General features: G+C 46.6%; 14 protein-coding genes. 10 read left to right on the top strand and 4 right to left on the bottom strand.

Annotated elements, in window-relative coordinates; all coding sequences use genetic code 11:
* The first annotated feature begins 118 nt into the window (after positions 1–118).
* From KZC02_RS08265 to KZC02_RS08300, 10 genes are all read left to right on the top strand, one after another.
* The gene (locus KZC02_RS08265; RefSeq protein WP_221393669.1) at positions 119–2,590 is read left to right on the top strand and encodes a TonB-dependent receptor plug domain-containing protein; all 2,472 of its coding nucleotides are present in this window, start codon (positions 119–121) and stop codon (positions 2,588–2,590) included.
* A gap of 12 nt (positions 2,591–2,602) precedes the next feature.
* Entirely contained in the window at positions 2,603–2,929 is a 327-nt protein-coding gene (locus KZC02_RS31595; protein ID WP_229254066.1) for a hypothetical protein, read from the top strand.
* Entirely contained in the window at positions 2,874–3,941 is a 1,068-nt protein-coding gene (locus tag KZC02_RS08270; protein ID WP_229254068.1) for a hypothetical protein, read from the top strand. The genes KZC02_RS31595 and KZC02_RS08270 overlap by 56 nt, the downstream gene beginning before the upstream one ends.
* A 145-nt stretch (positions 3,942–4,086) precedes the next feature.
* On the top strand, positions 4,087–4,905 hold the full coding sequence (locus tag KZC02_RS31600) for an ankyrin repeat domain-containing protein (protein ID WP_229254070.1): 819 nt from the start codon (positions 4,087–4,089) through the stop codon (positions 4,903–4,905).
* Positions 4,844–5,674: an ankyrin repeat domain-containing protein gene (locus KZC02_RS31605; protein ID WP_229254072.1), complete on the top strand. Its 831-nt coding sequence runs from the start codon at positions 4,844–4,846 to the stop codon at positions 5,672–5,674. Before KZC02_RS31600 ends, KZC02_RS31605 begins: the two co-directional genes overlap by 62 nt.
* Positions 5,675–5,711: 37 nt before the next feature.
* Positions 5,712–6,197, top strand: a complete 486-nt coding sequence (locus KZC02_RS08280) for a DUF2271 domain-containing protein (RefSeq protein WP_221393670.1) — start codon at positions 5,712–5,714, stop codon at positions 6,195–6,197.
* Positions 6,198–6,876: 679 nt separating this feature from the next.
* The gene (locus tag KZC02_RS08285; RefSeq protein WP_221393671.1) at positions 6,877–10,146 is read left to right on the top strand and encodes a DUF6603 domain-containing protein; all 3,270 of its coding nucleotides are present in this window, start codon (positions 6,877–6,879) and stop codon (positions 10,144–10,146) included.
* A gap of 1 nt (position 10,147) precedes the next feature.
* On the top strand, positions 10,148–13,033 hold the full coding sequence (locus KZC02_RS08290) for a hypothetical protein (protein ID WP_221393672.1): 2,886 nt from the start codon (positions 10,148–10,150) through the stop codon (positions 13,031–13,033).
* Entirely contained in the window at positions 13,030–17,892 is a 4,863-nt protein-coding gene (locus KZC02_RS08295; protein ID WP_221393673.1) for a hypothetical protein, read from the top strand. The genes KZC02_RS08290 and KZC02_RS08295 overlap by 4 nt, the downstream gene beginning before the upstream one ends.
* 24 nt (positions 17,893–17,916) lie before the next feature.
* The gene (locus tag KZC02_RS08300; protein ID WP_221393674.1) at positions 17,917–19,482 is read left to right on the top strand and encodes a hypothetical protein; all 1,566 of its coding nucleotides are present in this window, start codon (positions 17,917–17,919) and stop codon (positions 19,480–19,482) included.
* On the opposite strand, the gene KZC02_RS08305 is transcribed toward KZC02_RS08300, so the two are convergent.
* The 4 genes from KZC02_RS08305 to KZC02_RS08320 form a co-directional block, all read right to left on the bottom strand.
* On the bottom strand, positions 19,472–20,062 hold the full coding sequence (locus KZC02_RS08305; RefSeq protein ID WP_221393675.1) for a hypothetical protein: 591 nt from the start codon (positions 20,060–20,062) through the stop codon (positions 19,472–19,474). The two genes, KZC02_RS08300 and KZC02_RS08305, sit on opposite strands and share 11 nt — an antisense overlap.
* 586 nt (positions 20,063–20,648) lie before the next feature.
* Positions 20,649–20,837 (bottom strand): hypothetical protein, encoded by a 189-nt coding sequence (locus KZC02_RS08310; RefSeq protein ID WP_221393676.1) that lies wholly within the window; start codon positions 20,835–20,837, stop codon positions 20,649–20,651.
* Positions 20,838–21,134: 297 nt separating this feature from the next.
* A complete protein-coding gene (locus tag KZC02_RS08315) occupies positions 21,135–22,556 on the bottom strand; it encodes an NAD(P)/FAD-dependent oxidoreductase (RefSeq protein WP_221393677.1) in 1,422 nt (473 codons plus the stop codon).
* Between the two features lie 247 nt (positions 22,557–22,803).
* Positions 22,804–24,978, bottom strand: coding sequence for an ATP-binding protein (locus KZC02_RS08320; RefSeq protein ID WP_221393678.1), 2,175 nt, complete (start codon positions 24,976–24,978; stop codon positions 22,804–22,806).
* Between the last annotated feature and the right edge of the window lie 2 nt (positions 24,979–24,980).

Below are 24,980 nucleotides of genomic sequence, written 5' to 3' on the forward strand. Positions count from 1 at the left end.
CATCTATATTTGCATTCAATATATTTAGTCTAAATAAGGCTTAAATATAAATCCGGCTCCTCTTGCTTAAAGTGGCCGTGGCGACTGCCAAAAAATAAATATTAAGGAAAACAATCTGATGTTATTGAAACATTCTTTACTCATTACAGCAATAATTACGCTATTTCATTTCAGTGCATCTGCACAGACAAATGCTCCGAAAACGGCAACCATAAAAGGCAAGGTACGGGACGAAAAGGGTTCGGCGGTAAGCTTTGTAACGATCAGGATAGGAAACTCCAATATTGCAACTTTTTCTGAAACCGACGGGACTTTTCTATTGAAGGATGTGCCTTATGGAAATCAGGATATTGTGATTACTTCCGTTGAAATAAAATCCAAAACGTCGAAATTCCACGTCCACAAACCACATCACGAATTTAATACGGTTGTTGTCAGGACTGCACAGGAACTTAACGAAGTACAGATCGTTCAAAAAACGGAAAAGAAACAAATTGAAACAACCGGATTTGCGGTTGCGGTTATTGAAACAAAAGAAGCCTCACTGAGAAATCTGACCACAAACGAACTACTCGACCGGGCCGTTGGTGTGCGAGTTCGTCAAAATGGTGGCGTCGGGTCACGTGTGGAATATAACCTGAATGGTATGTCGGGCAGTGCTGTTGGGATCTTTCTGGATGGAATCGAGATATCTACGTACGGATCTTCTTTCAATCTGAACAATATTCCGCCAGCGATGATCGAACGTATCGAGGTATATAAAGGCGTACTTCCGTCTCATCTTACAGGTGATTATGTCGGCGGAGCCATCAATGTAGTCCTTAAAAAAGATGCCTCACAAAACAATATTACTGCCGCGGTTGCTTATGGATCATTTAATACATTCCAATCCGACCTGTCAGGGATATATCGCAACAAAAAAACAGGTTTTACAACCAGGGCATCCGGCTTCTATACGTATACAGATAATAGTTACACGACCTGGGGCAAGTTTTCCAAGTTTGTACATCCGGACAGGACACTGGAAAGATATTACAGGGCTAAAAGATTTAACAATACGTATAAGTCCGTGGGCGGCCGATTCGAAGTTGGATTCACCAATGTAAAATGGGCAGACCAGTTTTTTTTAGGATACAATGTTTCTGACACATTTAGTGAGATACCGCATGGTACTACCATGGCCCGCCCGTACGTTGGCAGGTTTGGCGAGTATCAGGCGCATGTAGTCAGTTTGAATTACAATAAAAACAATTTTCTGGCGAAGGGATTGGCGCTGAACGTAAATGCCGTCAGAAGTTACCGGAGTACCTACGTGCAGGATACAGTCGGCCAGGTTTACAACTGGGACGGAAACCCGAGGATGCTGATCAGAAACGGTGAAATAATTCCCGTTCCGGCTACTCCGGGAATGGGCCAGCAGGGAGTTGCAAGTATTGTTGAAGTGAACCGTAAAATCACCAACATGCGTACCAATCTGGGATATACCGTCCTGCCCGGGCACCGGATTTCCTTCAATCATAAACTGGAAACGACGGACAGAGACGATAATGACTTACTGAATCCGGTGAACAAAGATCTGGTTACTGTAAGTAATATTATGAATAACATTCTGGCAATGAACTACGAAGCCCAGCTGTTTAATGATAAATTAAAGACCAATTTATTAGGCAAGTACACCTTCAACAGGACTATCCAGACAAGGCCGGAATTAATTGAGCAGGATGGTGTCAATATCGTCAACCGGGTTGAAAGAAAAACAGTCAACAACAACAGAGGATACGGCGCTACGGTTTCTTATAATGTAGTTTCCAAAATGTACATCATCGGATCTACCCAAAACTCCTATGTAGTAGCTACCGAAAACCAGCTCTATGGTGATCCTGAAAACAATATCCTGGAAAATCCGGATCTGATACCCGAAAAAAATGTGAATTATAACCTTGGATTCCGGCACGGCCCTGTTCAGCGAGGCAAACATAAACTTACACTTTATGCCAGTGCATTCTGGAGAAATGGCTATGATAAAATCACACAACAGGCAGTGGAAAACCAGATCGTACCGGGAAGAGAAAGTGATGCAGATATTCAGGTAACGAAATATGTGAACCTGGGCAGAACACAATCCAGGGGTTTCGAAGGTGAAATCATCTATGCCTATGATAACCGATTAAATGCCCTGTTTAATTTTTCCAAATTCAACACCCTGTTTAAACAGGAATTTGACCAAAAAGGCAACCCGCACGACCTATACAATTTGCAGCTGCCAAATGAGCCGTTTTTTACCATGAACGGGAGTGTCCAGTATCGGCTCAATGATAAGTTTCAGAAAAAATCGATACTAAACCTTTATTACAACACAGGCTTTGTAGGCGCCTTTGGAACCGTTTGGATGGAATCAGAATGGTTTACAACGCCAACACAGTTTTATCACGATCTGGGCGCGAGCTACCGGTTTCCCAATGGAAAAATGGTAGCAAGTTTTGACCTCAAAAATATTCTGAATGCAGAAATGTACGACAATTTCGGCGTGCAAAAGCCGGGAAGAGCTATTTCAATCAAGTTAAATTATACAATCAGTAAATTTTTATAATCAATTTCCAATATGAAAAAAAACCTGTTAAGTGCAGTGATACTAAGTGTTACCATGATTTTGGCCGGTTGCAAGGATGACGAAGTAACGGGTCCTGTAATTGAAATCCCTGTGGATACCAGAGAATTCATATCCCTTACCGCTTCCATTCCGGATGAAGCAGGCACAGCTGGTAATGGCGGAACTATGGCCTATGCTATCACCCACGCACAAGCAATCGACCCTAATTTTTCGGTGAACATTTATCAGAACGGGTTCGGTCTAAGATCTGCCCGTACCGCCCGTGTACAGGCTTCCAGAAGATGGAACAGAACTTTACAATATCCAGTATACAGGTGAAGATGGTGGCGTGTTTAACAAATATCTTGTGAAAGGTGCAAAAGATTACCAGGACACAGGTAATGAATTGGACCTGTCAGATATCGTTGGAACCTCTCCACGCTGGACAAAAGCTGCTGAAAATATCGGGATCGGTGTACACTTAACCGGAAGCACTACCGTTACGGAAGGCGCCGCACCCAACCACGTTTTTAAATATACAAGAGGTAAAGTAAGGATTGCCGTTATCGACCTGGAAAATGCAAGAGTACCAAACTCTACGGAATTCGACTTCCCTTTTACGGCCGAATTAGAGGCTCAGGGTTACTCGGTGGGACGTATTGATGTTCCGGTTTTGAATGAAGCCAAAACCAAGATTTTCATCGGTTGCAACGTCAGTAAAATTGACCCGGCAAAATTATCTTACACCACAGCCGGGCTTCCAACCTGGGCCAGTGATGCAGCCAACCGGACGATCGGTACAACAACGCTGGTAGTAGATTATCCATCATTGCAAAATCCAAAGCTGATCTACTCCACTTTTTCGAAAACCAACAATCATTCATACCGTACCATGACACAATATGTGGGCACGGATGGACATGTATATCAGGCGACGGCTACGGGTGGAAAGGATATCTTGCGAATCAGCAAAAGCAGTGATGATTACGATAATGGTTACCACTTCAATCTGGATGCAGCCCTTGGCGTAACAGATTCACGTATTCAGGCCTGGAGATACATCAAAGATGGTATTGGTTTGGTTTTGTACAACATAGCCGGAGATGGTGGTTACATCGCACTGGTTGATTTGAATGCAAAAACGGCTACCAAGATCAGCAATGATTACGAAGCAGGACTGGACTTCGGTCAATACCAGAACCTTGCTGTAAGCGGCGACTTTGTATATGTACCTCTTACGCCAACAGGTGAAGCAGGCAGGTTATATGTAATAAACTGGAAAACAAAGGAAGTAACCAAAGGAACCGCTTTGACCGGCCAGTCGGGATCAAGCTACCTGGGTTCTTATTAATAACTTTTCGATGTCACTCTTAGCGTGCGTTTCACCCTGAGCCTGCGGACCGCAGGCTCAGGGTGAAATAAAAAATTGAGATACAGCATAGTCTATGTTGTATCTCAATTTTATAATAAAATAACATCAAACTACTGTTTAGTATATGAAAAAAATCCTTCTAACCGCCTTTATATTCGGTGCTTTACAAGTAAATGCACAACAGGCTAGTGTGCCCCAGGCTAATGCGCCCCAGGCTAGTGCGCCGCAGGCTAATGCGCCTCAAACCAACACCCTGATGAGTGCTGATTTCTGGAAAATCAAGCCTGATGTTGCAGCTGTAAAGGCCGAAATTGCGAAAGGAAACAGCCCTTCTAAACCGGATGCGGCATCCTGGGATCCTACCGCCAGGGCCATTTTAAACGGTGCGCCACTGGAAACTATTAAATTCATGGTGGAGCAGGAAGGTAATGGTATAAAGAAAAAAACGCATCACAGCGCATCATATTTGCACTGGGCGGCATCAAGGGGCAATGCAGAGTTAGTTAACTACCTGATCGAAAAAGGTTCTGATGTGAATTTGACGGATAGTCATGGTGCAAGTGTCATTGGCAATGCGGCTTCCAGTGGAAACCAGGACAAGGGGGTTTACGAAGCCTTATTTAAAGCTGGTGTTTCTCCCAAAGCAAAGTATGAAAACGGTGCCACAGTACTCATGCTGGGCGTAGCCGCAGATCCAGAACTTACGCTCACCGACTATTTTATTTCGAAAGGGCTTTCTGTTACTGATAAAGATGAATACGGACGAACCGTTACAGACTATGCAGCCAGAACGGGTAATAAAGATATCATCGAAAAGCTGATCAGGAGAGGTGTAAAACCAACCGGCAACGCTTTATTCTTTGCGTCGCAAGGGATCAAGAATGTCAGGCAACGGTATAGAAACCTACAAATATCTGGTGGAGACGCTGAAACTGGACCCTAAAACGATTAATAAAGATGGGGCAACAATATTGCACCAGCTGATCCGCAGGCCTAATCCCGAGCTGATTACTTACTTTATTGACAAAGGCGTGGATTTAAATAAGGCCGATAATGAAGGAAATACTTTGCTGATGATAGCTTCGTCGGGAAGAGATATCGAGCTGGTAGAGAAAACATTACTACCAAAGGTGAAAAACATCAACGCTGTGAATGAAAAAGGTGAATCGGCTTTGACCAGGTCCATTTCAAGCGGATCTTCTGAGATGGCTGCGCTGCTGCTGAAAAACGGAGCGAACATCAAAGTCTTAGATAAAGATGATAATAACCTGGCATACTACTGGTTTGAGTCATACAGGGAAGGCGGGCCAGGTGGTCCGGGTGGCGCTGGTGGTCAGTCGGGAAATAGCAGAGAACGTGCTGAACAGGAATTTGAGAAAAAACTGGAAATACTAAAAAGTGCCGGTCTGGATGTTTCCACGCCACAGAAAAATGGAAATACCCTGTTCCATCTGGCAGTTGCAAAAGAAAATGTGAAACTGTTCCGGAAGGCTACCACGCTTGGCGTCAATATCAATGCGCAGGATAAAGAAGGAGCTACTCCTTTGCATAAGGCGGCTCTGGTAGCTAAGGATGATAAAATTCTTAAAACGCTGATTTCACTAGGTGCAAAAAAAGAACTTAAAACTGAATTTGGTGAAACTGCTTATGACCTGGCAAAGGACAATAATTTCCTGGCTGAAAATAAGGTAACGCTCGACTTCCTTAAATAATATTTGCACATTCTACCATTATATCTTTGAAAACCCAATGAAGCATTCTTTCAAACTATTTTTGCCATTTGTTTTTATGTTATTTTTTGTGGCAAACGCATCCGCGCAAACCAGTAAATACAAGTGCCTGGTACAGATGGATAGCTATCGCGGTGAGGCTGCTTATGTGGTAATATCACTTATCAATCCTCAGGGCGCTTATGATAAAACACTTTATGTTCTGGGCTCTGACAAACAGTGGTATAACACACTGAAAGAATGGCATAAATACCAGACGAAAACAAAGGCAAAACTAAGTGCAATTACGGGTGCGTCCGTCGCAGGTGGAGACAGAGCGGTACATGTAATTGAACTGGAAGATGCCAAAATAAATAAGGGGTATAAGTTAAGATTTGAATCCGCAGTAGAGGAACAAAAATACCAGGTTGCCGATGTTGAGATCCCTATAACCACTGCTGGCCTTGCCGAACGCGCAGTAGGCAGCGGATACATCCGTTTTGTGAAACTTAGTAAAGTGCAGTAAATACAAGGCTTTCTCAATCCTGTTATTTAAAAAAGTTATTCTATTTTTATGTCGATAAAATTTTCTCTAACTAATTAAATTATTTAATAAAAAAAAGAATAATCTCCTTAGCGACAAGCTTATTTTTAGTTTTCGTCCTTAGGCAGCACCAAAATCGGTGATACCTGATGTACAAGGCATTAGCCAGCTCTCAATTGGTTACAAACAGAGTTCGGACATATTTTTCCCAGGTTCAAAATTTTCGAATAACGTTTTGAAAGAAATTGTTTTTGAACGAAAAGCATTTTATATACTCTAAAACGGGGTATAGTAAACAACGGGGTTAGAACTTGATTTCGGGAAGGACCATGAATAGTACCACTGATTCGCAGCTACATATTACCGTTCACTAAATAGTTGATTTAATGCATTTCAGATTATAGGAAGCAATATTGAAAGTGATTAATTTTAATGACACTTACTCAGACTTACCACTTATGCATTTGCCATTAAAAGAAATGACCGGAGTGACGAGGCGCCAGCAAATGCTGCCTGACAGAAAACCGGAAATTAAGGATAACCTCGCCGCTTTGTCCGGTTAACTCCATCCAGGATTTTTTAGAATAACATTTCAGGAATCGAATAGCGTCAAGGCCGAATACAAGTTTTCACAGATCACTTTTAGAAAACTCCGTTTTGAATGGCAAATGTCCTAGAATCCTTATCGAAGCTGATAGATACCAGCATCGCAGGCGACCCGCCACCGCCAGACATTCTCCTCGGTATCCAGGGCCGGCTCGGAGAGCTGATGGCCCTCAGTGTGGATCCCAGTGGGGACGGTATCAGCCGCTGGCTGGCCAGATTACATGACATTACACACGATACACGCTTACACGAAACTCTGATCGTCAGGGTTTTGCAGATGAAATTTACCCGAGCAGCAGAGTTTCTGACATTGCTGGGTATCATAAAATTTGAATGGGCTCCTGGCGATCCTGTCAAACCTGTCGCATTTTCAATCGACTGGGCTAAATTCAACAGTTTGATTACTGACCCAGGGCAGGAAGCACTCACATTACTTTTAAGTAAAGTACAGGCTATTGATGATATCAAGGCGCTGCAAGTGTTGCTGTTAATGCTGGTTTCTTCCCCGCAGGCATTGCTGGAACTGGAATATCGTCAGCAGGGATTCATGGGCATGCCGGTCAGTCAGGTTCCCGGTATTAATTCTCAGGAGCTGCTGGATATGATAGGGGACCTGGTCAATTCCCCTGCCGTTTTTCCGCTTCCAATTGAGCTTGATCCACCCCTTACAATTGAGCAGTTCATTACCAAAGCCACACCACCGGTAGCGGAAGGTGATCTCGGATCAATAACGATCTCCGGCCCGGCAGATGACAACGATTTTAAAAAACTGGACGATCTCGAAGTAAGTATACATTTACTCAACGCTGCGGGTTTGAAAGCGATTGATATCGGAGACAAATGGCAGCTTGCATTTACAAGTTCAGCCGGCGGCGGCCAGACTTTTAAACTTCATTTTACAGAAGACGGTATCGACACCGCATTCGCCTCGACGGCTCAATTAGGATTTGCACTTAGCAAAATTCCCGGTGACGGTGATCCTGGTGGAAGCAATGCGCTTCTTGTAGGAGCCGCTGATGGCACTCATTTCAGCATTAAAACCATTGGTATCGGCCTGCTGCTGAACAACCAGGTGCCAGTTTTTACGATTACTGCAAAATTCGGAAACATAGAATTTGCCCTTAAACCTGACTTTCTGAAATTCCTGAGTTTTGGGTTGAACATACCTGCCCAGCTCAAATTCCAGACTGATATAGAACTGAGTTATGTTCAGGGAAAAGGTCTTACAGGCCAGGGTGCTGCCGGTGGCCTGCCCGCATTGGGTATTGAATTTTCAACGCCCATTAATCTGAAAATCGGGGGCAGCGGAGCAGGTGTCAATGTGGATCAGGTGACGACCCGCGTTGAGGCGAAATTCACAGGTTCTGATTTTTTATTCAGGGCACTTTTCAGATATGGCGCTACCGCCCGGTTTGGTCCGTTGAAAGCCGTAATGGATGGCGCGGGTGTCTGGATTGGTCGCTGGGATAACGGCAATGGCGGGCTGCTGCCTCCTCTGGGAATCGGTGCGTCGCTCGACGCAGGCCCGGTGAGCGGCGGAGGATTTCTAAAAGTGTTGGGTGACAATGAGTTTGCAGGCGCTTTACAACTCAAAATCCTAGGTATCGGCGCATTCGCCTATTGTGTTTACAAAACACTTCCCAGTGGTGACGTATCATTTGTGGCACTCATAGGTATCCGTCTGCCGATGCCCGGCATTCAGATCAGTTTCGGTTTTGCAGTATCGGGTTTCGGCGGCCTGGTCGGTATCAATAGAAAAGCAGACACGGATCTGATCCGGGAAAGGCTTGCCAGCGGCGGGGCGGGCGATGTGCTTTTCAATGACGACCCGATGCGGAATGCACCCAAATTGCTGGGTGATATGCGCCTCTTTTTTCCTGATAAAAAAAGCAGTTTTATCATTGGCCCCACACTGCAGATCAATTGGCTTTTCATCATCAAACTCGATGTTGGTATTTTTATAGAGCTGCCCGGCCCCAAAATATTTATGGCGGGGTCGGCTAAGCTGGTGATCGGATCGGAAGAGTTTGCGCTGGTATATCTCCGGATGGATTTTGTAGGCGGGCTGGATGGCACCAAGTCACTGATTTTCTTTGACGCGGCATTGGTCAATTCGCACGTGCTCGGTATTTTCCGGATCACTGGCGGCGTGGCTTTGCGCATTGCCTACGGCGATAATGGCTATTTCCTTTTCAGTGTCGGTGGCTTTCATCCGTCCTTTAATCCGGGATCGATGGAGTTGCCGAAGGTACCGCGCGTGGGTGTCTCCTACTCGCTTGGGCCTGTATGGCTGAAAAAAGAAATGTACCTGGCCATTACTTCCAATACTTTTCAGCTCGGGTCCAGGATTGAGGCCGGCCTGGAAATTGGCCCGATTTCTGCGCATGGCTGGTTTGGTTTCGACGCATTGATCCAGTTCAAACCTTTCCATTTCATCGGGCAGATAGATGCAGGTTTTGATGTCGAAGTGGCTGGCATATCACTTTGCAGTGTCCATATAGAAGGTTTGCTCAGCGGGCCTGGGCCATTGGTCATCCAGGCACGCGCCAGTGTAAAAATCCTCTTCGTCAGAATATCCGGGGATATTACAATTGAGCTGAGCAGCAATCCTCCTGAGTTTATTAACCCGATTCCCAATATACCTAAACACCTCGAAGCTGAGCTTTCCAAACTGGAAAACCTTCGTTTCGAAGGAGAAGATAAGAGCGTCGTTTTCGCACCGCAGGATGAAAAAGGTAAGTTTTTTGCACCGATAGGTGAAATCATCTGGGAGCAAAAACGGATACCGTTAAATCTCGATATTGAGAAAGTGGAGGGCGTAGAGCTCGGTAGCTGGCACCATCTTGAAGCCAAAACAGATACGCTTGTTTCCACTGCTGAACAGGATTGGTTCGGAGTCGGCACGTTCATGAAAATGGCGGATGGGGAGGCTTTGAATAACCCCCGTTTTGCAAAGCAGGATTCGGGGTTACGTATTGGCACGGGCGAGATGTCAGAAGGAGCGCAGGAAATTGCCTCGATGGAGATTTCGCTCAAAAAATTACCAGACCGCAGCCTTTTTGACGGATTATTTTTCCCAACAAAACAGTATGCCAATGCCGCTCTACTGGGAGTGCTGTCTGGACGTAACGGAGGGGCGCAAATGGAACCCGGCGATCCGCAAGTTGCTGTGGGCCAAGAGAAATGGAACTCATTTGATGCCGCCGGAAAAGTGCAAAATACCAAATCCGTAAATGCCGTTCAGGCATTTGTACAAGCCAAACAAACAGGCGGCATCGCGCTGCCCGAAGGAGAAAAACAGTTAAACCTTGCAGGAATTATCTGATATGGCGCAAGAACTTACTTTCAAATCGTGGCAGCGGCCGAAGCTATTTGATCACATCTCGGGTAATATTGCTGGTCGGCTGACGGTTAATATACCCATCGTTTTAACCGATACAAAAACCGCGGACAGCGCAAACGGCGAACCTGTCATTACGCTCATGGGAGCGACAGATGTGGCTGGATTAAAACCCGGCGCCATCAAACACATGGCACCTGCGCCATTTGTCCGGGATGCCGAAACCACCAAACTGGTCCACATCGATTTCTTTGAAGCCAGCCTGCCCTGGCGGTACACACCTGAACCCTTAAAAGACGATCAGTTGCGTCCGTGGATGGTTTTACTTGTCGGTACGGCAGAAGAAATAAAAGTGGCGGGAGGAATAGCCAATGCAAACGATCAGGTTTTCCGGGAGCATAATCTGGCGCAGTCCCATTTGTGGGCGCACGTTCAGCATGATGGGATTAAAGAAACAGGGCGTATTCTATCTCCGCGCGGATTGAAAGGTAAAGCAGGATTATTGCCGCAGCATCAATACGTTGCGGTGCTGGTACCCGCTTTTAATGATGAGGGAAAGGATATGTGGAACGTCACCGCCGCAGCGGTGGCAGGAGGAGAAGAAACTGTCACAAGGAATTTTGGTAAAAAAGGCATTTTACCAGCGTTTCATTTCTGGCAGTTTATGACCGCCGAAGCCGGTGATTTTGAAACACTGGCCGCTGCGCTTCACAAGCCTGCCGCGGCTGATATTGGTAAAGCCAGGCTCTATTACCGGAGAAATATTGAAGAGGATAATGTGCATGTCAACGAACAGCTCGAAATCCGCGGAGCTATAACCTCTTTATCAGAAGAGCCAGATCAGGCAGCCAGTATCACAACTGTCCGTGCTGATCTTGACATATTGAACGATCATATTCCGGATACCATCGGCCTCCCCGAATACGGCCGTCCGTGGCTGGCAGACCCTGATGAGGTTGCAGCCGGCTGGCCGACGGATATGAATGATGACCCGCGCTTTCGCGGGCTCGCAGGTATAGGTCAATGGATGGGGGTAGAAGCGCAGGAAGACCTGATGGCTACGGCAGTAAAACAGGCGGGCGCATTACGTGAGGCCGGCCAGCGCATTAATAATATGGCATTCGGATTGATGGGCGCGGGAAGTTTGTGGACACGCCATTTGCCTACTGATAAAAATGAAAGGCTTCGTATTTTAGGACCGATGATGGGACGTATGCTCGCCACAGAAGGCGGGCTCGTTTTGGATAAAGTCACCGCTGCCAGCCCCCTTGCTGCCGCTGTTTTTTCGAGTGCTGCCCAACGTATCATCCGCGATAGAAGCGCACAGACAAAACACATTACCGGGGCCAACGGGAGTATCAGTCGCACGGAAGTACTAAATGCTGCCAACCAGCCTCAACCCTTACCTGAGCGTGCTCCGAAAGGGCTTCCTCACATAGATGCCATTGCTGCTGAAATGGGTATTAAAACGCCGGAGGAATTATTTGACCTTGACCTGAAAGCGATTTCCAAAATCTGGCAGACTGTTATCGAGGCGCTGAACATGTTGTGCCAGTCGTACCGGAGGAAGAGAGATGACATGCGCCAGGCCGGGCTCGAACAGGATATTCCGGTATTCCGTAACGACCAGGCCAACGCCATGTTCAACGAACTCTCGGAATTGCTGCAAACGCTTTTAAGCGCGAATCAAATGCCTTGTGAGGGCAGGATGACGATAATTAAAATAGGCCAGTCACAGCCCGGGGGAACGGATACATTCTTCCAAAGGGTTTTGGAGGAGGATATTTCAAAACAACTTTTTATTGATCTTTTGTGGCAAGAGCTCGTTGCCTGCCGGGCATTCATGCCCTGCTCGGCGCTGGTTGCCAATTCGGATGTACCCAACCGGGAGACTTTTTGTAATGACATGCTCGCTACTTTTTTACCTCCCATGATACCGGATAAAAAACCGGTGGACCTGGACAAACTTTCAGACCTGCTTTTCACCGTTCTTGACCCAAGACAGGCAGATGCCCCGGCAAGGCGCAATCTCTGCGCGCGTCTGACAGGCGTGGACTGCAGCAGGCTGATCCGACCGGAATTCAAAGTTGGCATTGATTTTCCGACCTGGGATTTATTACAGAAATATGATAAGGAATGGCTGCTGCCTGGTGTAAATGGCCTGGAAAAAGATGCGGTATTGGGTATGAAGACAAATCCTGCGTTCATCGATGCCTTTATGATGGGCATTAATGCACAGTTCATGAGCGAAATGCGCTGGCGCGACCTCGCTGTCGACCGGTCGTGCACGCCACTACGCATGTTCTGGGGGCAGGTCAACTATACTACAGGCCTCAGAAGTGCCGATATTCAACCTTTTGCGGAATGGGCAAAGGTTCCCGGTGATAACATCGGGGCACTTTCACACCAAACAATCCAGCCGGAAGATCCCGGAAATACAACCGGAAGCCGGTTAGTAGTTGTTTTCCGGACAAGCCTTTTCAGAAGATACCCGGCGACATTGGTATATCTGGTCAGGGATCCTGAAATCGATCCAGACGGTGAAATTTTGAACGGTTTATTAAAGGCCGTACCAATCCTGGATCAGGAGGAAGCCAAGCCACACAATGCTTACTACGGACCGGTTTTTGTTGGGTCAATTACGCCGGAGATCACCTTTTTTATTTTTGATGTCAATCCCGAGGATGTTGAAAAATACTGGCTGGTGCTGGATGAGCCGGCCGCAGAACTGCGGTTCCGCAACAATAACGCTTTTGATATTAATGATCCGCTCCATCTTAAAAAAACAAGTGCCGCATTTGCCAAAATCGAACTGGATACACCTACGAGAGTTGCAAGAAGTGGTTCATTATTAAAAGTTGATCTGCCATGAAAAGCTATACTTACCGCGACTCCCGCCGCCAGAAGCTAACGGATGCCATCGCTGTCCTGTCAGAAGAACAAGCCGACTTGCGCCTAGCCCTGGAAACTGAACTGGCTATCCTGCAAACTGATACCTGGGAGGTGACAGACGAGACCTACAAAGCGGTTGCAGCAGATTGGATATGGCAGAATTTTATACTGATCAAAGCCCTGATCAACCAGGACCCTGTGCTGGTCGCCCTTGGTGTTTCTACAATTCTGACGGACGTCCAGGTGTCGGCGATCAGCCTGGTCAGCGTGCCGCACCTAACCGCCAATCCGCCCGGGGACTACCTGGAAAAAGTTTTAGGAGCCGTCGATGGAGACGAAAAGGTGCTTACTGAAATCGTTGAGGCGGCACATCATATCTGGTTAAAAAATGGCATCGATGCAGTTATATATCCTTTTGATGAAGTCGGTGTAATGCTTCCTGTAAGGCTCGAAACATTATTTGATGCACCTGTTTCCGAACAAAATGACGATCCAACACGCTGGAAATTGTCTATCCGGGTCGTTCCCGACGAAGCTTCGATTTGCAGGGATAGTGAGTTTATCAGCAGTGACGAAGAAAAATCATTGCTAACATTCTGGCAATCAGTCAGGCAGCCGGGAGGTGTGAGCGATACCTGGCTGGCTGGAGATGTCGCCAACATTGCGTGGAAACGACTCACATCTCACATCAGGCCCGAGCGTGCAGCCTGGCTGGTATCGAAAGTGGAGGTACTTGTTGAGGATGAACAAATTGTACTGAATTTACCCGCAGATATGCCCGAATTTCCCCAGCCCAATCGAGTTGGAGGAATTCCGCCGGAGCTGAAAATTTTTGCAGTCACGGCCGGTTTAATTGCCGGAACCGATCACCATTTAGTCGGTCGTTTACCAAAGGATGAAAATTTAAAGATTGATAATAGCAAGCTGACCCTTGAACTTCTCTCGAAAAATGAAGATCCAAAGAAGAGCTGGCTTACCAATTGGGAAGCGGCCAGGTCGTTGGGGATGGGCGATGAGTTCCATCTGCCCGAAGGCATTAATCCCGGGAATATTAAAGCTTTATATGTGATTGGGATAGGTGATGAAACACCTGATGCACATTTTGCAGCTCAGTCCGGTTCCGGAGAATTAAGTATCATTCGATTAGGGGATGCTACCAACAGCATTCAGGGTAAAGAAAGCGGAACCCCGATCGATTGGCAAAAAGTAGGACAGGCCAGAGTAAAAAATAAACTCAATCCCTCACCTGACCCGGATACGCCAGGCAGCCGGCTCCAATTACATTTTACCGGGAACAGTAACAGTATTCCATTTTTCCCCGGGGCTGATGCCCAGGATGATACACAGCTGAGTCAGCGGTTGGTAAAAGCACTCTGGCCAGGACTTTGGGGGCATTCGCTGCACGAAATATGGCGCCTGGGTGATGCAGCATACCGGCGTGCACATTGGGCATTTGAACACCTTTGCCCGGAAGGGCCGCTTATGCCTGTACGCATCAGCGACCAGCCCTATGGTATTTTACCTGTCACTTCGTTGGAATTGTGGGAAACGCCGATGGCTGTCGATCCCGAAACAGCGGCGCAATCCAACGAGGAAATGCGGATTGTGAAATCGATGAATTCGATCAGGACGCGTTTGGCCGATGCTGGACACGACAAAAGAAATGTGGTGGGTAAGACTTCGTCCCAATTCCTGGAATTATTGGGACAAGATGCTACCAGTCAATATTTTATGAAGCGCCCTTTTATTTCAGGTGAGGTTCATAAAGCATTATTCCGGCTTGATGCGGCTCAGCGGGACCGCTTTACTGAAATATCACTGGCAAGCTATAAATCCGCGATCGATGTCATGGGCGGTAATCTGCCGGATGATATTTATGTCTCACAAAGTGACCCCAGTTTTGTCGGCCTGCCGCTGGTGAGGCCTAATTACTTGTTATACAAACACGTTAATGGCGATCGCCGTGAGCATTTTCCCTTATCCGATCTGATCGTCCTTCTTTTTGGTTTTGATCAGAACGAGCCGATGACGGATTATTCCCTGGATAGTCTTTTCAGTCGTTTCAATGTGCTCCGAAATCAGGTGGCGGACTTCCGGCTTGCCTCTCTGCCCGATTCATTACTCATCCGTCTTTTGGTATATGCTACTCAAAATGCATATGAATCGCTTCGCAACGACATTCACAATGTTTCTTTGAGCCAATTAACAGTAGCGCATGTGAAAGAAGCCGTCACCATCGCGAAAGAACTTGAACCGGAAGCATGGGTTGAAAAGGAAGAAGAACCGGTAAAAAAAGAGCTGCGCTTCAAACTAAACATTCCTGATCCGGTATTAAAGCAGTGGGAAAGAGCATTTTCCGCAACATTGGATACCGCAGCCAACAGGATCGATCCCTGGGTGACGGGTTTTGCATGGCAAAGGCTTAAGGAGCATAGCAGCAGTTCGAGGCATATCCACAGAATGGGTGTTTACGGCTGGTTAGACGGACCTTTTATCGGAACACCAGGGCCGACGCAAGCCGGCTTATTGCATACGCCATCTTATAGCCAGACGCTGGCGGCGCTGATCATGCGGGATAAGTTTTTATCCTCAACCCGGACTGCCGTGGTCAACCAAAGCGGTGAGAACATCTGGAAAATGAATATTACGTCGCAAAAAGTCCGGCTGGCCGAAGAGATCGCTGAGGAGGTACGGCTTGGTTTTTCTTTTTATGAGATCGTCGGCCGTCATGTGGAAAATATAGTTGCGCATCCACAGAAGATCAGGGAATTAAGACTAAAATATCCCATGCGTGATGAGCGCACAGACCGGCACGAAGTATGCGAGGGGAAAAAGGCCCTTGACGGATTACTTGCCGGCGACGCAAATTTTCCGATGGGCGGTGATCAGACAAAATCATTGAATCAGTTAAAAGACGCACTGGATACTTATAGCGACTTATTAATGGGCGACGGTGTAATGCAGCTCATTAACCGCCAGACCGACCGGGCAGCCGAAACGATGGATGCGGCAGCCGGAAATTCCCGCCCGCCTTCATTTGAGTTTATCCGTACACCACCTTCCGGTTACCAGCTGGAAAGTATTGTTTTATCTGCCCTGCCATTTGTTTCAGTAGATGAAATCGTCGGAAATCTTAACCCAATCCGGCTTGCTGATCCTTCCGTTGCTGCTTTTCTTGAAAATAAAATGGGCAATAACTGGTCGTGGACAGCAATCAATGAAGATGACGGCACAATACTTGGTGTGGCAGATCTGGCTATGATCGGTTTGTCGGCTATCGATACGCTGGCTATGTCGGACGACGATCTGAAAGAAATGGTCCGGTATAAGTTAAATCTTCCGATTGCATTTGTTACAAAGTCCGGCAACCGGCAATGGAGTGCTTTTGATGCAGCCGATAACCTGCTTGGTACGGCCACCCTTGCTACATTAAAACTGGATCCCGACAATATGACCGGGCAAGACGAAATAGCAGCATCAGTCCGGAATAAGCTCGCTGTACCTGCCGATTCTGTGATAAAAGAAACAGTGCCGGATGACCTGCAGTTGTGGGTGGTAAAAAATGAGTACAATGAAGTGCTGGGATTAGCAGACAAGAGCAATCTGGGTGAAATTCCGGATAAAGAAGAAGAAATAAATCAGGCAGTCCGCCAATTTTCAGGTATTCCAAAGGTAAGAATTGATGCTCCCCGGGAGCATCAGCTGGCCCAGCAACTTGTCGCTGCCCTTGGAAGCAGGCCAGCATCCGGGCGGGATTTGGGAGAAAATAAAAAATCGCCGCCAACGGTGGATACGGGTATATATGGTGAAATGCTCCAGAGGTATGCATCCATTTATAACATCGCCCTGGCGCTGGTTCCCAAACTAAGAACTGAGGATGATGCGGATCTTGCTGCAGCAATACGTGAGGCGCTGCCCTGGGGCATCGTGCCCATTTCAGATCCTGCCGACAAGAAAGCATGGATGACCGCAATACTGGGAGTGGAATTAAGGGAAGGCGCAACGCCGTTGACGGTATTGGCCGAAAACGTTGCGGTTGCGTTGGAAAATCGCTTAAAAAATTCGTTTCATCCCGATGACATGATCGGACAGGACAAGATTGGCGCCCCTATCGGGAACCATAATGATCTGAAAGTACAGGGCAAGCCTGATGGTGTGCCTTCTCTAGCCAGAGCGATCGCCAATCTGGCTTCACCCAATGCAAGGCTGGTCATCCTGGCGGGTTGGAATATAGATGGTATTGTCGCCAATACCAGGCTTGTGACAGCTCAGAGTGAAAATATCGAGGAAGAATGGCTGACTGTAACAGCTTCGGTCAGGTCCAACCTGGCCAGACTAGAGGCACTGCAACTGGAATTGGCTGATTCCTTGGTGTCCTGGACCAATTCTCCCAATGATCCCTGGCGAACCGCCGCAGTGTCTGAAAATCTGAGCATAAGGAATACGGAGTCAGTTGTTAAAATGAAAATGGAGCGGTTTGTAGCTGCCTATGGTCCCGCAGAAACCTGGGCCAGCGAGAAAATCGCAGCCGGCCTGATAGACTCTTTCAATGAGGCGATACCGATGCCACAACGCAAAACATCCGCAGCTTTTGGCTTTAATGCGCCTGCGGCCAGGGCACAACAGGCTATTCTTCTGGCCGTTCCACCTAAACCCCGGCAGCGGCTGGACACCAATTTATTGTTCAAGATTGTGGAAGAGACACGCACGCTTGCCCAGGGACGTATGACCCGATCCGAGGATCTGGACGACCTGCAATTGTTGTCTTCAGCGATGTGGCTCAAGGCTTTCGGCCCAACGCGTGTCTGGCTTGAATCCGGTCCTTTATTTACTCAGTAATTTCATCATCGGAACAATCTGTATATGGCTGGCAATTTAAAGTATTACTGGCGGCTCGAGCCGCTCTCGTATCAAATCAATCTGGAAGCCGGTTTTTCGGCCTCAATCCACGATCCGGTATGGTTTCTGGGTCGGCAATGGCAAATGGGTGAGCATCAGGGAGAAAATGCATCGTCCCCGGTGTGGGTCAAATATGTGATGAACAGCCACCTGATCAAAGCCGCCGATAGCCGGTTTGATCCTCAGGAAACCCCAGCCGAGTTTATAGTCGAATCCGAGCTTTTTGATTGGTGGACAACGGGGCGGCGCGTGCGCATTGGCAAAAAACTGTCAGCACATGCAGCGGTGCAAGGCAGGGCAGATTTGCTTTTTAAAAGTCCGCCGGCGCCATATGAACATTTCATCAATCAGCTCGATGGACTGGCCACCTGGAAAATCCGTGCAGAACTGGGCATAGCGGATGAAGAATTTGATGCAAATATCCCCGCTGATAGTACGCCTGCCTGGAACAGCCGGGAACTGCTATATCAGCAAACCACTGAAAATGCATTCCAATGCAACAAGAATCAGTTGACGGTCAACCGGCATAAGGGAGGAATATTGGACTGGTATTCAGTAGATGCCACCCCGGCGAATATAGAAACACAAACGCTGCCTGCGGAGGGCGAGGTGATTCCGACGGCATTACAGTATCCGGGAGCTCCGAACTCACGTTGGTGGGAAATTGAAAACGCTAATGTTGATATGGGTGGTTATGCCCCTGACAGCGCACATACCCCTACTGCCGTACTTACTGACCTGATTTTTTCACACAGTGACGACTGGTTTTTATTTCCGGTCCTGGCCAGAGCCGGCAATGTTATCGCGATTGATACCTTGACCATAACCGACGTTTTTGGACGTTCCTATGATAACACTGAAGTGAACGCCGCTAATGAATTACGCTGGCCTGGCTTACAGCCACCCGAAGAATGGAAACTTTTTAAAGTAGACGGACTTGAAGATAAGGATCTCGTACTGTGGCATGTAGCCGAGCTTCCGCTGGAAAGTATTCCCCTGGAAAGAGTACAGTTTGGCATGGATGAACAATCCAACCTCATGTGGGCCGTGGAACGAACCGTAGATGGCCGCGATGCAGGTTCAGCCAAGAATGATACCACAGACGAAAATAGCGACAGATTTAATCCCGGCACTCCCTCCGGAAGCACACTGCCGGGCGAGGAAGCCGAATACGCCTACGTTCCGGCAATCGGCATCGCACCTTTTTGGTATCCATACAAAATCGATGAAAATGAAGATGCAGTGGTAAGAAACCTCGTTCAGCAAGGGTTACCGGATTTCTCCAGACAGAAACCTGTTGCCATGCCGCTGCCCACTGCCGAGGTATTACAACCGGAAGTACCTGGAACAAAACACATTATAAACCCGCTTGCCATTCCCAGCAACGGAATTGAGCTCGTCAGGCGCTGGCAGCTGGCCCGCGACATGAATGGCAAACCAATCAACTGGATCCAGAGAAAACGCGAACCGCTGTTATCTCCTCCGGGAAGGTTACTTCGGTTTGATGTATTGGAGATAGCTAGGTTTTGAGATTAATATCAAATTTTGAATACCTGCCTGCTATGTTTGATTTATTGCCGGCAGTATCCGTTGCCATTCCAAAGCCCAGTACCAGCCAGGGAATCCCCCATCCCATAATAGCGGCCAGGTCCGGATGGCCTGTAATGATGAGCAGAGGGAACATTACCAGGAACGGATACAACCCTACGATCAGCGGAAATTTGCCTTTGATACCCGGCCAGCGTTTGCCAATAAGTACCTGAATGCCTGTAACCAGCATACCGATACCGGAGAGGAGCGCGCCCAGCGGCAGGAACATTCTGGTGTTCATATCTAGCCAATAGCCAAAAACGTAATTGATTGAATAAGAGATTGCACCAGCTGCGGCAGTGGTTACGCCCAGTGCTTTCCATTTGCTTCCACCTGCAATTTTCCGGCGGTACAAATTGGGCAGGATCACCAGAATACCTGTTTGTCCAAGCGTCCACAACCCGCCCAGAAATGCATTCAGCAAATGACTTTTTGGAAATAATGACCATACAATAAACTCCGTCAGGTAGCAAATGCCAGGCAGAAAAAACAGGGTCTTAATGAATTGATTTGTTTTCATAATACTTCATTTGATAAAGACAAAAACATTCCTGTTGCCTGAAAGGGCAGAAAAAGAGCTTTCGCAGTACTAAAAATGATTAAATGAACAAAAGGCTCCCTAACATCCGAACCCTGTAATATACACGCAGCCAATTCTCAGATTGGATTGCTATAAAAGCTTTGTTTTGAGCAAGCAATATTAAAAAGTTCAGGCTGCAAAATTACCATCCACCTGATGCACCCGAAATAGTACTTTTGGACTAATTTAGGGGAAGAATTGTAAAGGATATTGGTAACATTTATCCCCGCACTGCTTACGGTATCAAGTCGATGATGCACTTTTCTTGCATGGAGAACCAGGGAATTTACAAACCGGCCAGTAATCAATACCATCCCGTCATAACCCGAAGCGTTTTGCAACTATTTGAGGGTCAACCGGATATTCTGTGAGAAGATAAGTTCAGAATCAAGATATTAATCTTTCTTTCAAGAATTCCCTTAAAAAATATCTGTTCAATTTTAAAATTCTTACAAGCATAAATGCGGGGCCGACAAGATTCACTATACCTTTTCCGGGCAATTCCGAAGTTTTACCTGATCAAACATTACAGCCTGAAAGCCTCTGCCATCAGCATTTGCTCAGCCCTCGAAATCCCTATGTCACCTGCCAGTTTTTGCCATTTTGAAACGGATGATTTTATCTGATCTGTAATTTCATTCATCTCTTTTTGTCCACGCCGGAAATATAAGGCAACTTGTTTCGCCGTTTCAATATCCTGTTGATTATTATTCATATCAATATTGAGGGCAAGGCCATCTTTATCCATTGAGGGATTAATGTATATAGCGGAGGACAGCCACAATTTCTATTTTTTGACTTGCCGGCCTTATTTTATAATCCGGATATCTGCAATTTTAACTGGATATTCCGTTACCTGTTTCGACCCACGGCTAATAAGTTGGGGGATTACTTTGACCTTGTATGCCCAAGTTTGCTCTTCGAATCCCATAACATCCCCTCACCAAAAAAAGCCAGGTACTGTTTTTCCTTAAATTACCTGATCACCGTCCCTAACGATCGGAAACACCAATTAGAACAAATCTTTCATTGCCCTCATGGCCGCCTGATAACCGCACATGCCGTGAACGCCTCCGCCGGGAGGCGTCGATGAGGAGCATATATAAATACCTTTGGCAGAGGTACGGTAGGGCGAAGTACTTAAAACCGGACGCGCGAAATGCTGCCAGACATCCTGGATTCCTCCATTGATATCTCCTCCAATATAATTAGGATTATAAGCTTCCATTTCCATAGAATTCATGGTGTGCCTGCCAATAATTCTTTCCCTGAAACCAGGTGCAAAACGTTCGATCTGATTTTCAATGGCATTCGTCATATCCTCCTGTGAGCCGTTTGGCACATGGCAATACGCCCAGGCGGTTTGTTTGCCTATTGGCGCGCGGCTGGCATCAAAAATACCCGGCTGGGCGAAAAGCACAAATGGCTTTTGCGATTGTTTTCCCTGCGATGTGATTTTTTCGGAATGGGCAATTTCTTCAAACGTATTACCGATATGCACGGTTCCTGCCTGACGGGCATCCCGATTTGTAAAAGGTACAGGTTCATCCAAAGCCCAGTCAACTTTAAAAACGCCCATTCCATATCGGTATTTATTAAGTCTGGAAATGTAGGATGAACTGAATTTTTCACCTGCAATAGACACGAGCTGCCGAGGTGTGACATCAAACAAAATGGCCTTGGCAGACGGCAGCTGTTTTAAAGATTTTACAAAAAAACCTGTTTCTATTTCTCCTCCCAACGAAAGAAAATAGGACGACAACGCATCGGCAATCGACTGGGAACCTCCTTTTGGAATGGGCCAGCCGCTTACGTGTGCCGCACTCATAAGCATGATGCCAATCGCGGAACTGATCGAATTTTCGAGTGGCTGAATAGCATGAGCAGCCATTCCGGCCCACATTCCCCTGGCTTGTTTTGTCTGGAAACGCCTGGCATTCCATGTCGCAGGCGGCAGGGCTTTCAAGCCAAAATTTGCAAGTGCCAGCGGATAACGGGGCATTGGAAACGGGCTCATCAATTCGGGAAGAAGTTTGGGTAAATCGCGGACAATCGACCTGATAAAATGTAAATATGCATCTCCGTCAACGCCCAATCCTTTGGCTGTATCTTCAAGTGATTCGAGCAAAAGCCCGGCTGTACCATCGTCAAAAGGATGCGCGGCTGCATACACGGGCTGTATCAGTTCCAGGCCAAAGTCTTTTAAAGGCAAGCTTTTGAAAAACGGAGAGAGACTGGCCATCGGATGCACTGCCGAACAAACATCATGAACAAAACCGGGCAAAGTCAATTCTTTCGACCGCATACCTCCGCCAATTTCATCCTTACCTTCCAGCAATAAAACCGACAATCCCTGCTGCTGCATGGTAATAGCCGCCGCCAGTCCGTTTGGACCGGAACCAACCACCACCGCGTCATATTCCGTTTTGTTCATGAATGTAATTTAAGCGCACTTTTTTATTAAACGAACAAATTCTTCCTGTTTTAATTTATAACAAGATATTTTCAGAAACCGCCCACGTAAACTGAATATCCCGAAATCGCCAGGAAACTCAAGAGTGAATTAGACCAGCAAAACGCATCTGGTTTTACCAGGCCAGGTGCAATCAACTAACTGATAGAGAACGGTCTCAGGGTTAAAAAGTATTTATGGAAAGCTAGGTTAGTTTCATGACGGATGATTAAACCAGGACCGGTAAAGTGATGGTAAATTCTGTTCCTTCGCCTTCTGTACTATTTACATGCAGCGCTCCGCCATGCCCTTTTGTGATGATATCATAACTCAGTGACAAACCTAACCCGGTACCTTCGCCTGTGGGTTTGGTTGTAAAAAATGGCTGAAAAATTTTGGCTTTTACCGACTCCGGAATACCTGTACCATTGTCCCGGACAAGAATCTCAACCTGATTGTCAAACTGTTTGGTGCTTACCCAAACTGCTGGCTGATAATCCACCCCCAGCCCTTTGCCCAAAGCCTCACGCTCCTTCACAGCATAAAATGCATTGTTGTACAGATTCAGCAGGACACGCCCTATCTCTTGCGGAACGACATCAACCTTGCCCAGATCTGGGTCAAAGTCGGATATCAATTCGCAATGGAATGGATTGGCCGTGTTGTTCTTATTTTTCGCCATTAGCCCATGATAAGCCAACCGCAGATATTCGTTCGTTAATGCGTTCAGATCCGTGGATTGCCGCTCGCCTGTACCAGTGCGGGAGTGTTCCAGCATTCCCTTGACAATGCTGCTGGCGCGGCCGCCATGAAGGGTAATTTTTTGAAGGTTTTGAGACAGGTAGTCCGCTATTGCGAGCAGATCATCCGTATTGCCAGCCAATATCTCTTCTTTCATCTCTTCAACTAAATCCGTACTTACTTCCGAGAAATTATTGACAAAATTCAACGGGTTCTGGATTTCATGGGCAATACCTGCTGTGAGTTCTCCCAAACTGGCAAGTTTCTCTTTTTGGATAAGCTGGGCTTGTGATGCCCTTAACTCGGCCGTGCGGGATTCGACCTGTTGTTCAAGCCGCTCATTTTGGGTAGCTAATAAATGCTGCTTTTCCTGCTCCTGGGAAATGGTTTTCCGAGAAAGGATATCTAAGTCAAAGAGTTGCTTGCGAAGAATTTTGTTGATTGCAGCCCGCTCCTGTGCCAGTAACAGCGAAATGGTCAAGCCTAGCGCCAGGAAACTTATGCTAAACAGATAAAGGCCATTCTCCGACAAAAAGTTGCTGACAAATGGCAAAAATTCGCTCACTGTCCAGCTAATAAAGACAAGAAGCACAAAGCTGTGAGCATAGGTAAATTGTTTGGCCCCTTGCTGCTTACGCTTGATAGCGAGAATTCCAACCCGTAAAATCTCAGAAAAAGGTATAATAAAGCCCGGAATAAACTGACAAAGATAACTGTAAGGATCACTTAAAAAGACAGCTCCGGGAATTGTAGCAAATGTGATTGTGGCAATTATCCAGAAAGGTGCTTTTCGAGGTTGGCCAAAATACTGATAGATTCCCAACAGATAATAAATTGAGGAAACAGCAATGGCTATTATAAAAACGCCGTATAAAGTATCAACAACAGGAAGTATGTTGCTTACTTCAATGCGCTGAAATAAATAGCAGGACGCATCGAGAGTTCCATTCATGATGTGAACAACACTCTGAAAAACAAGAAATAAACCCAGTGAAAAGGCCGACCGTTGATCCTTGGAAGCTGCATAAAGCAACAGTTGCAAGAGACCCAGAAACAGAAATACACCAAAAAGAACAAATTCTCCAATAATGGCAAATACTAGTTGTGCTTCCCCTATTTCTGCTGATTTAGCTGTCATCAGTTTTATTCTCAGAAAGGACTTGGGAACTATGTGCACAAGCCATCGATCGCGAGAAAAAGCGTAGCGGACCGCGATCACCTGTATGGAATCAGCATTTAGAGTAATAAGTGGGTTATATTGGTAAATATTACCTGATTTAACTCGCCCTTGGAGGCTAATTTTTCCGTTTTGAAAAACAAGTTTTTCATTTATAAAGACTTGTGTTGCACCGGCCTGTAAGATATTCAGGCCTACGTTTTGCCCCCGTAAATTCGGAGCTATTCGCATTCGGATTCGTAGCCAGCCAATTCCCTGCCGGGGCAATCGGTTCAAGTGGTTCATACCTTGAACCGGGTTGAGCGTATCCCAATGGGAATCATCAAAATCTGGTTTGGCCCACATAGGATTATCCCCTGAATGCCATTTCCAACCTTTATTCAGGACCACTCCACTTGCCGGCAAGCTGTCAATGCGTAAAACAGACTGTCCCAAAGTGTCCAGCCCGATGAAATACAAAAGGCAAAGGATTAAAAGTGATTTCATAA

Origin of the sequence: Dyadobacter sp. NIV53, assembly GCF_019711195.1 — a bacterium.
In the GTDB taxonomy this organism is placed as follows: domain Bacteria; phylum Bacteroidota; class Bacteroidia; order Cytophagales; family Spirosomataceae; genus Dyadobacter.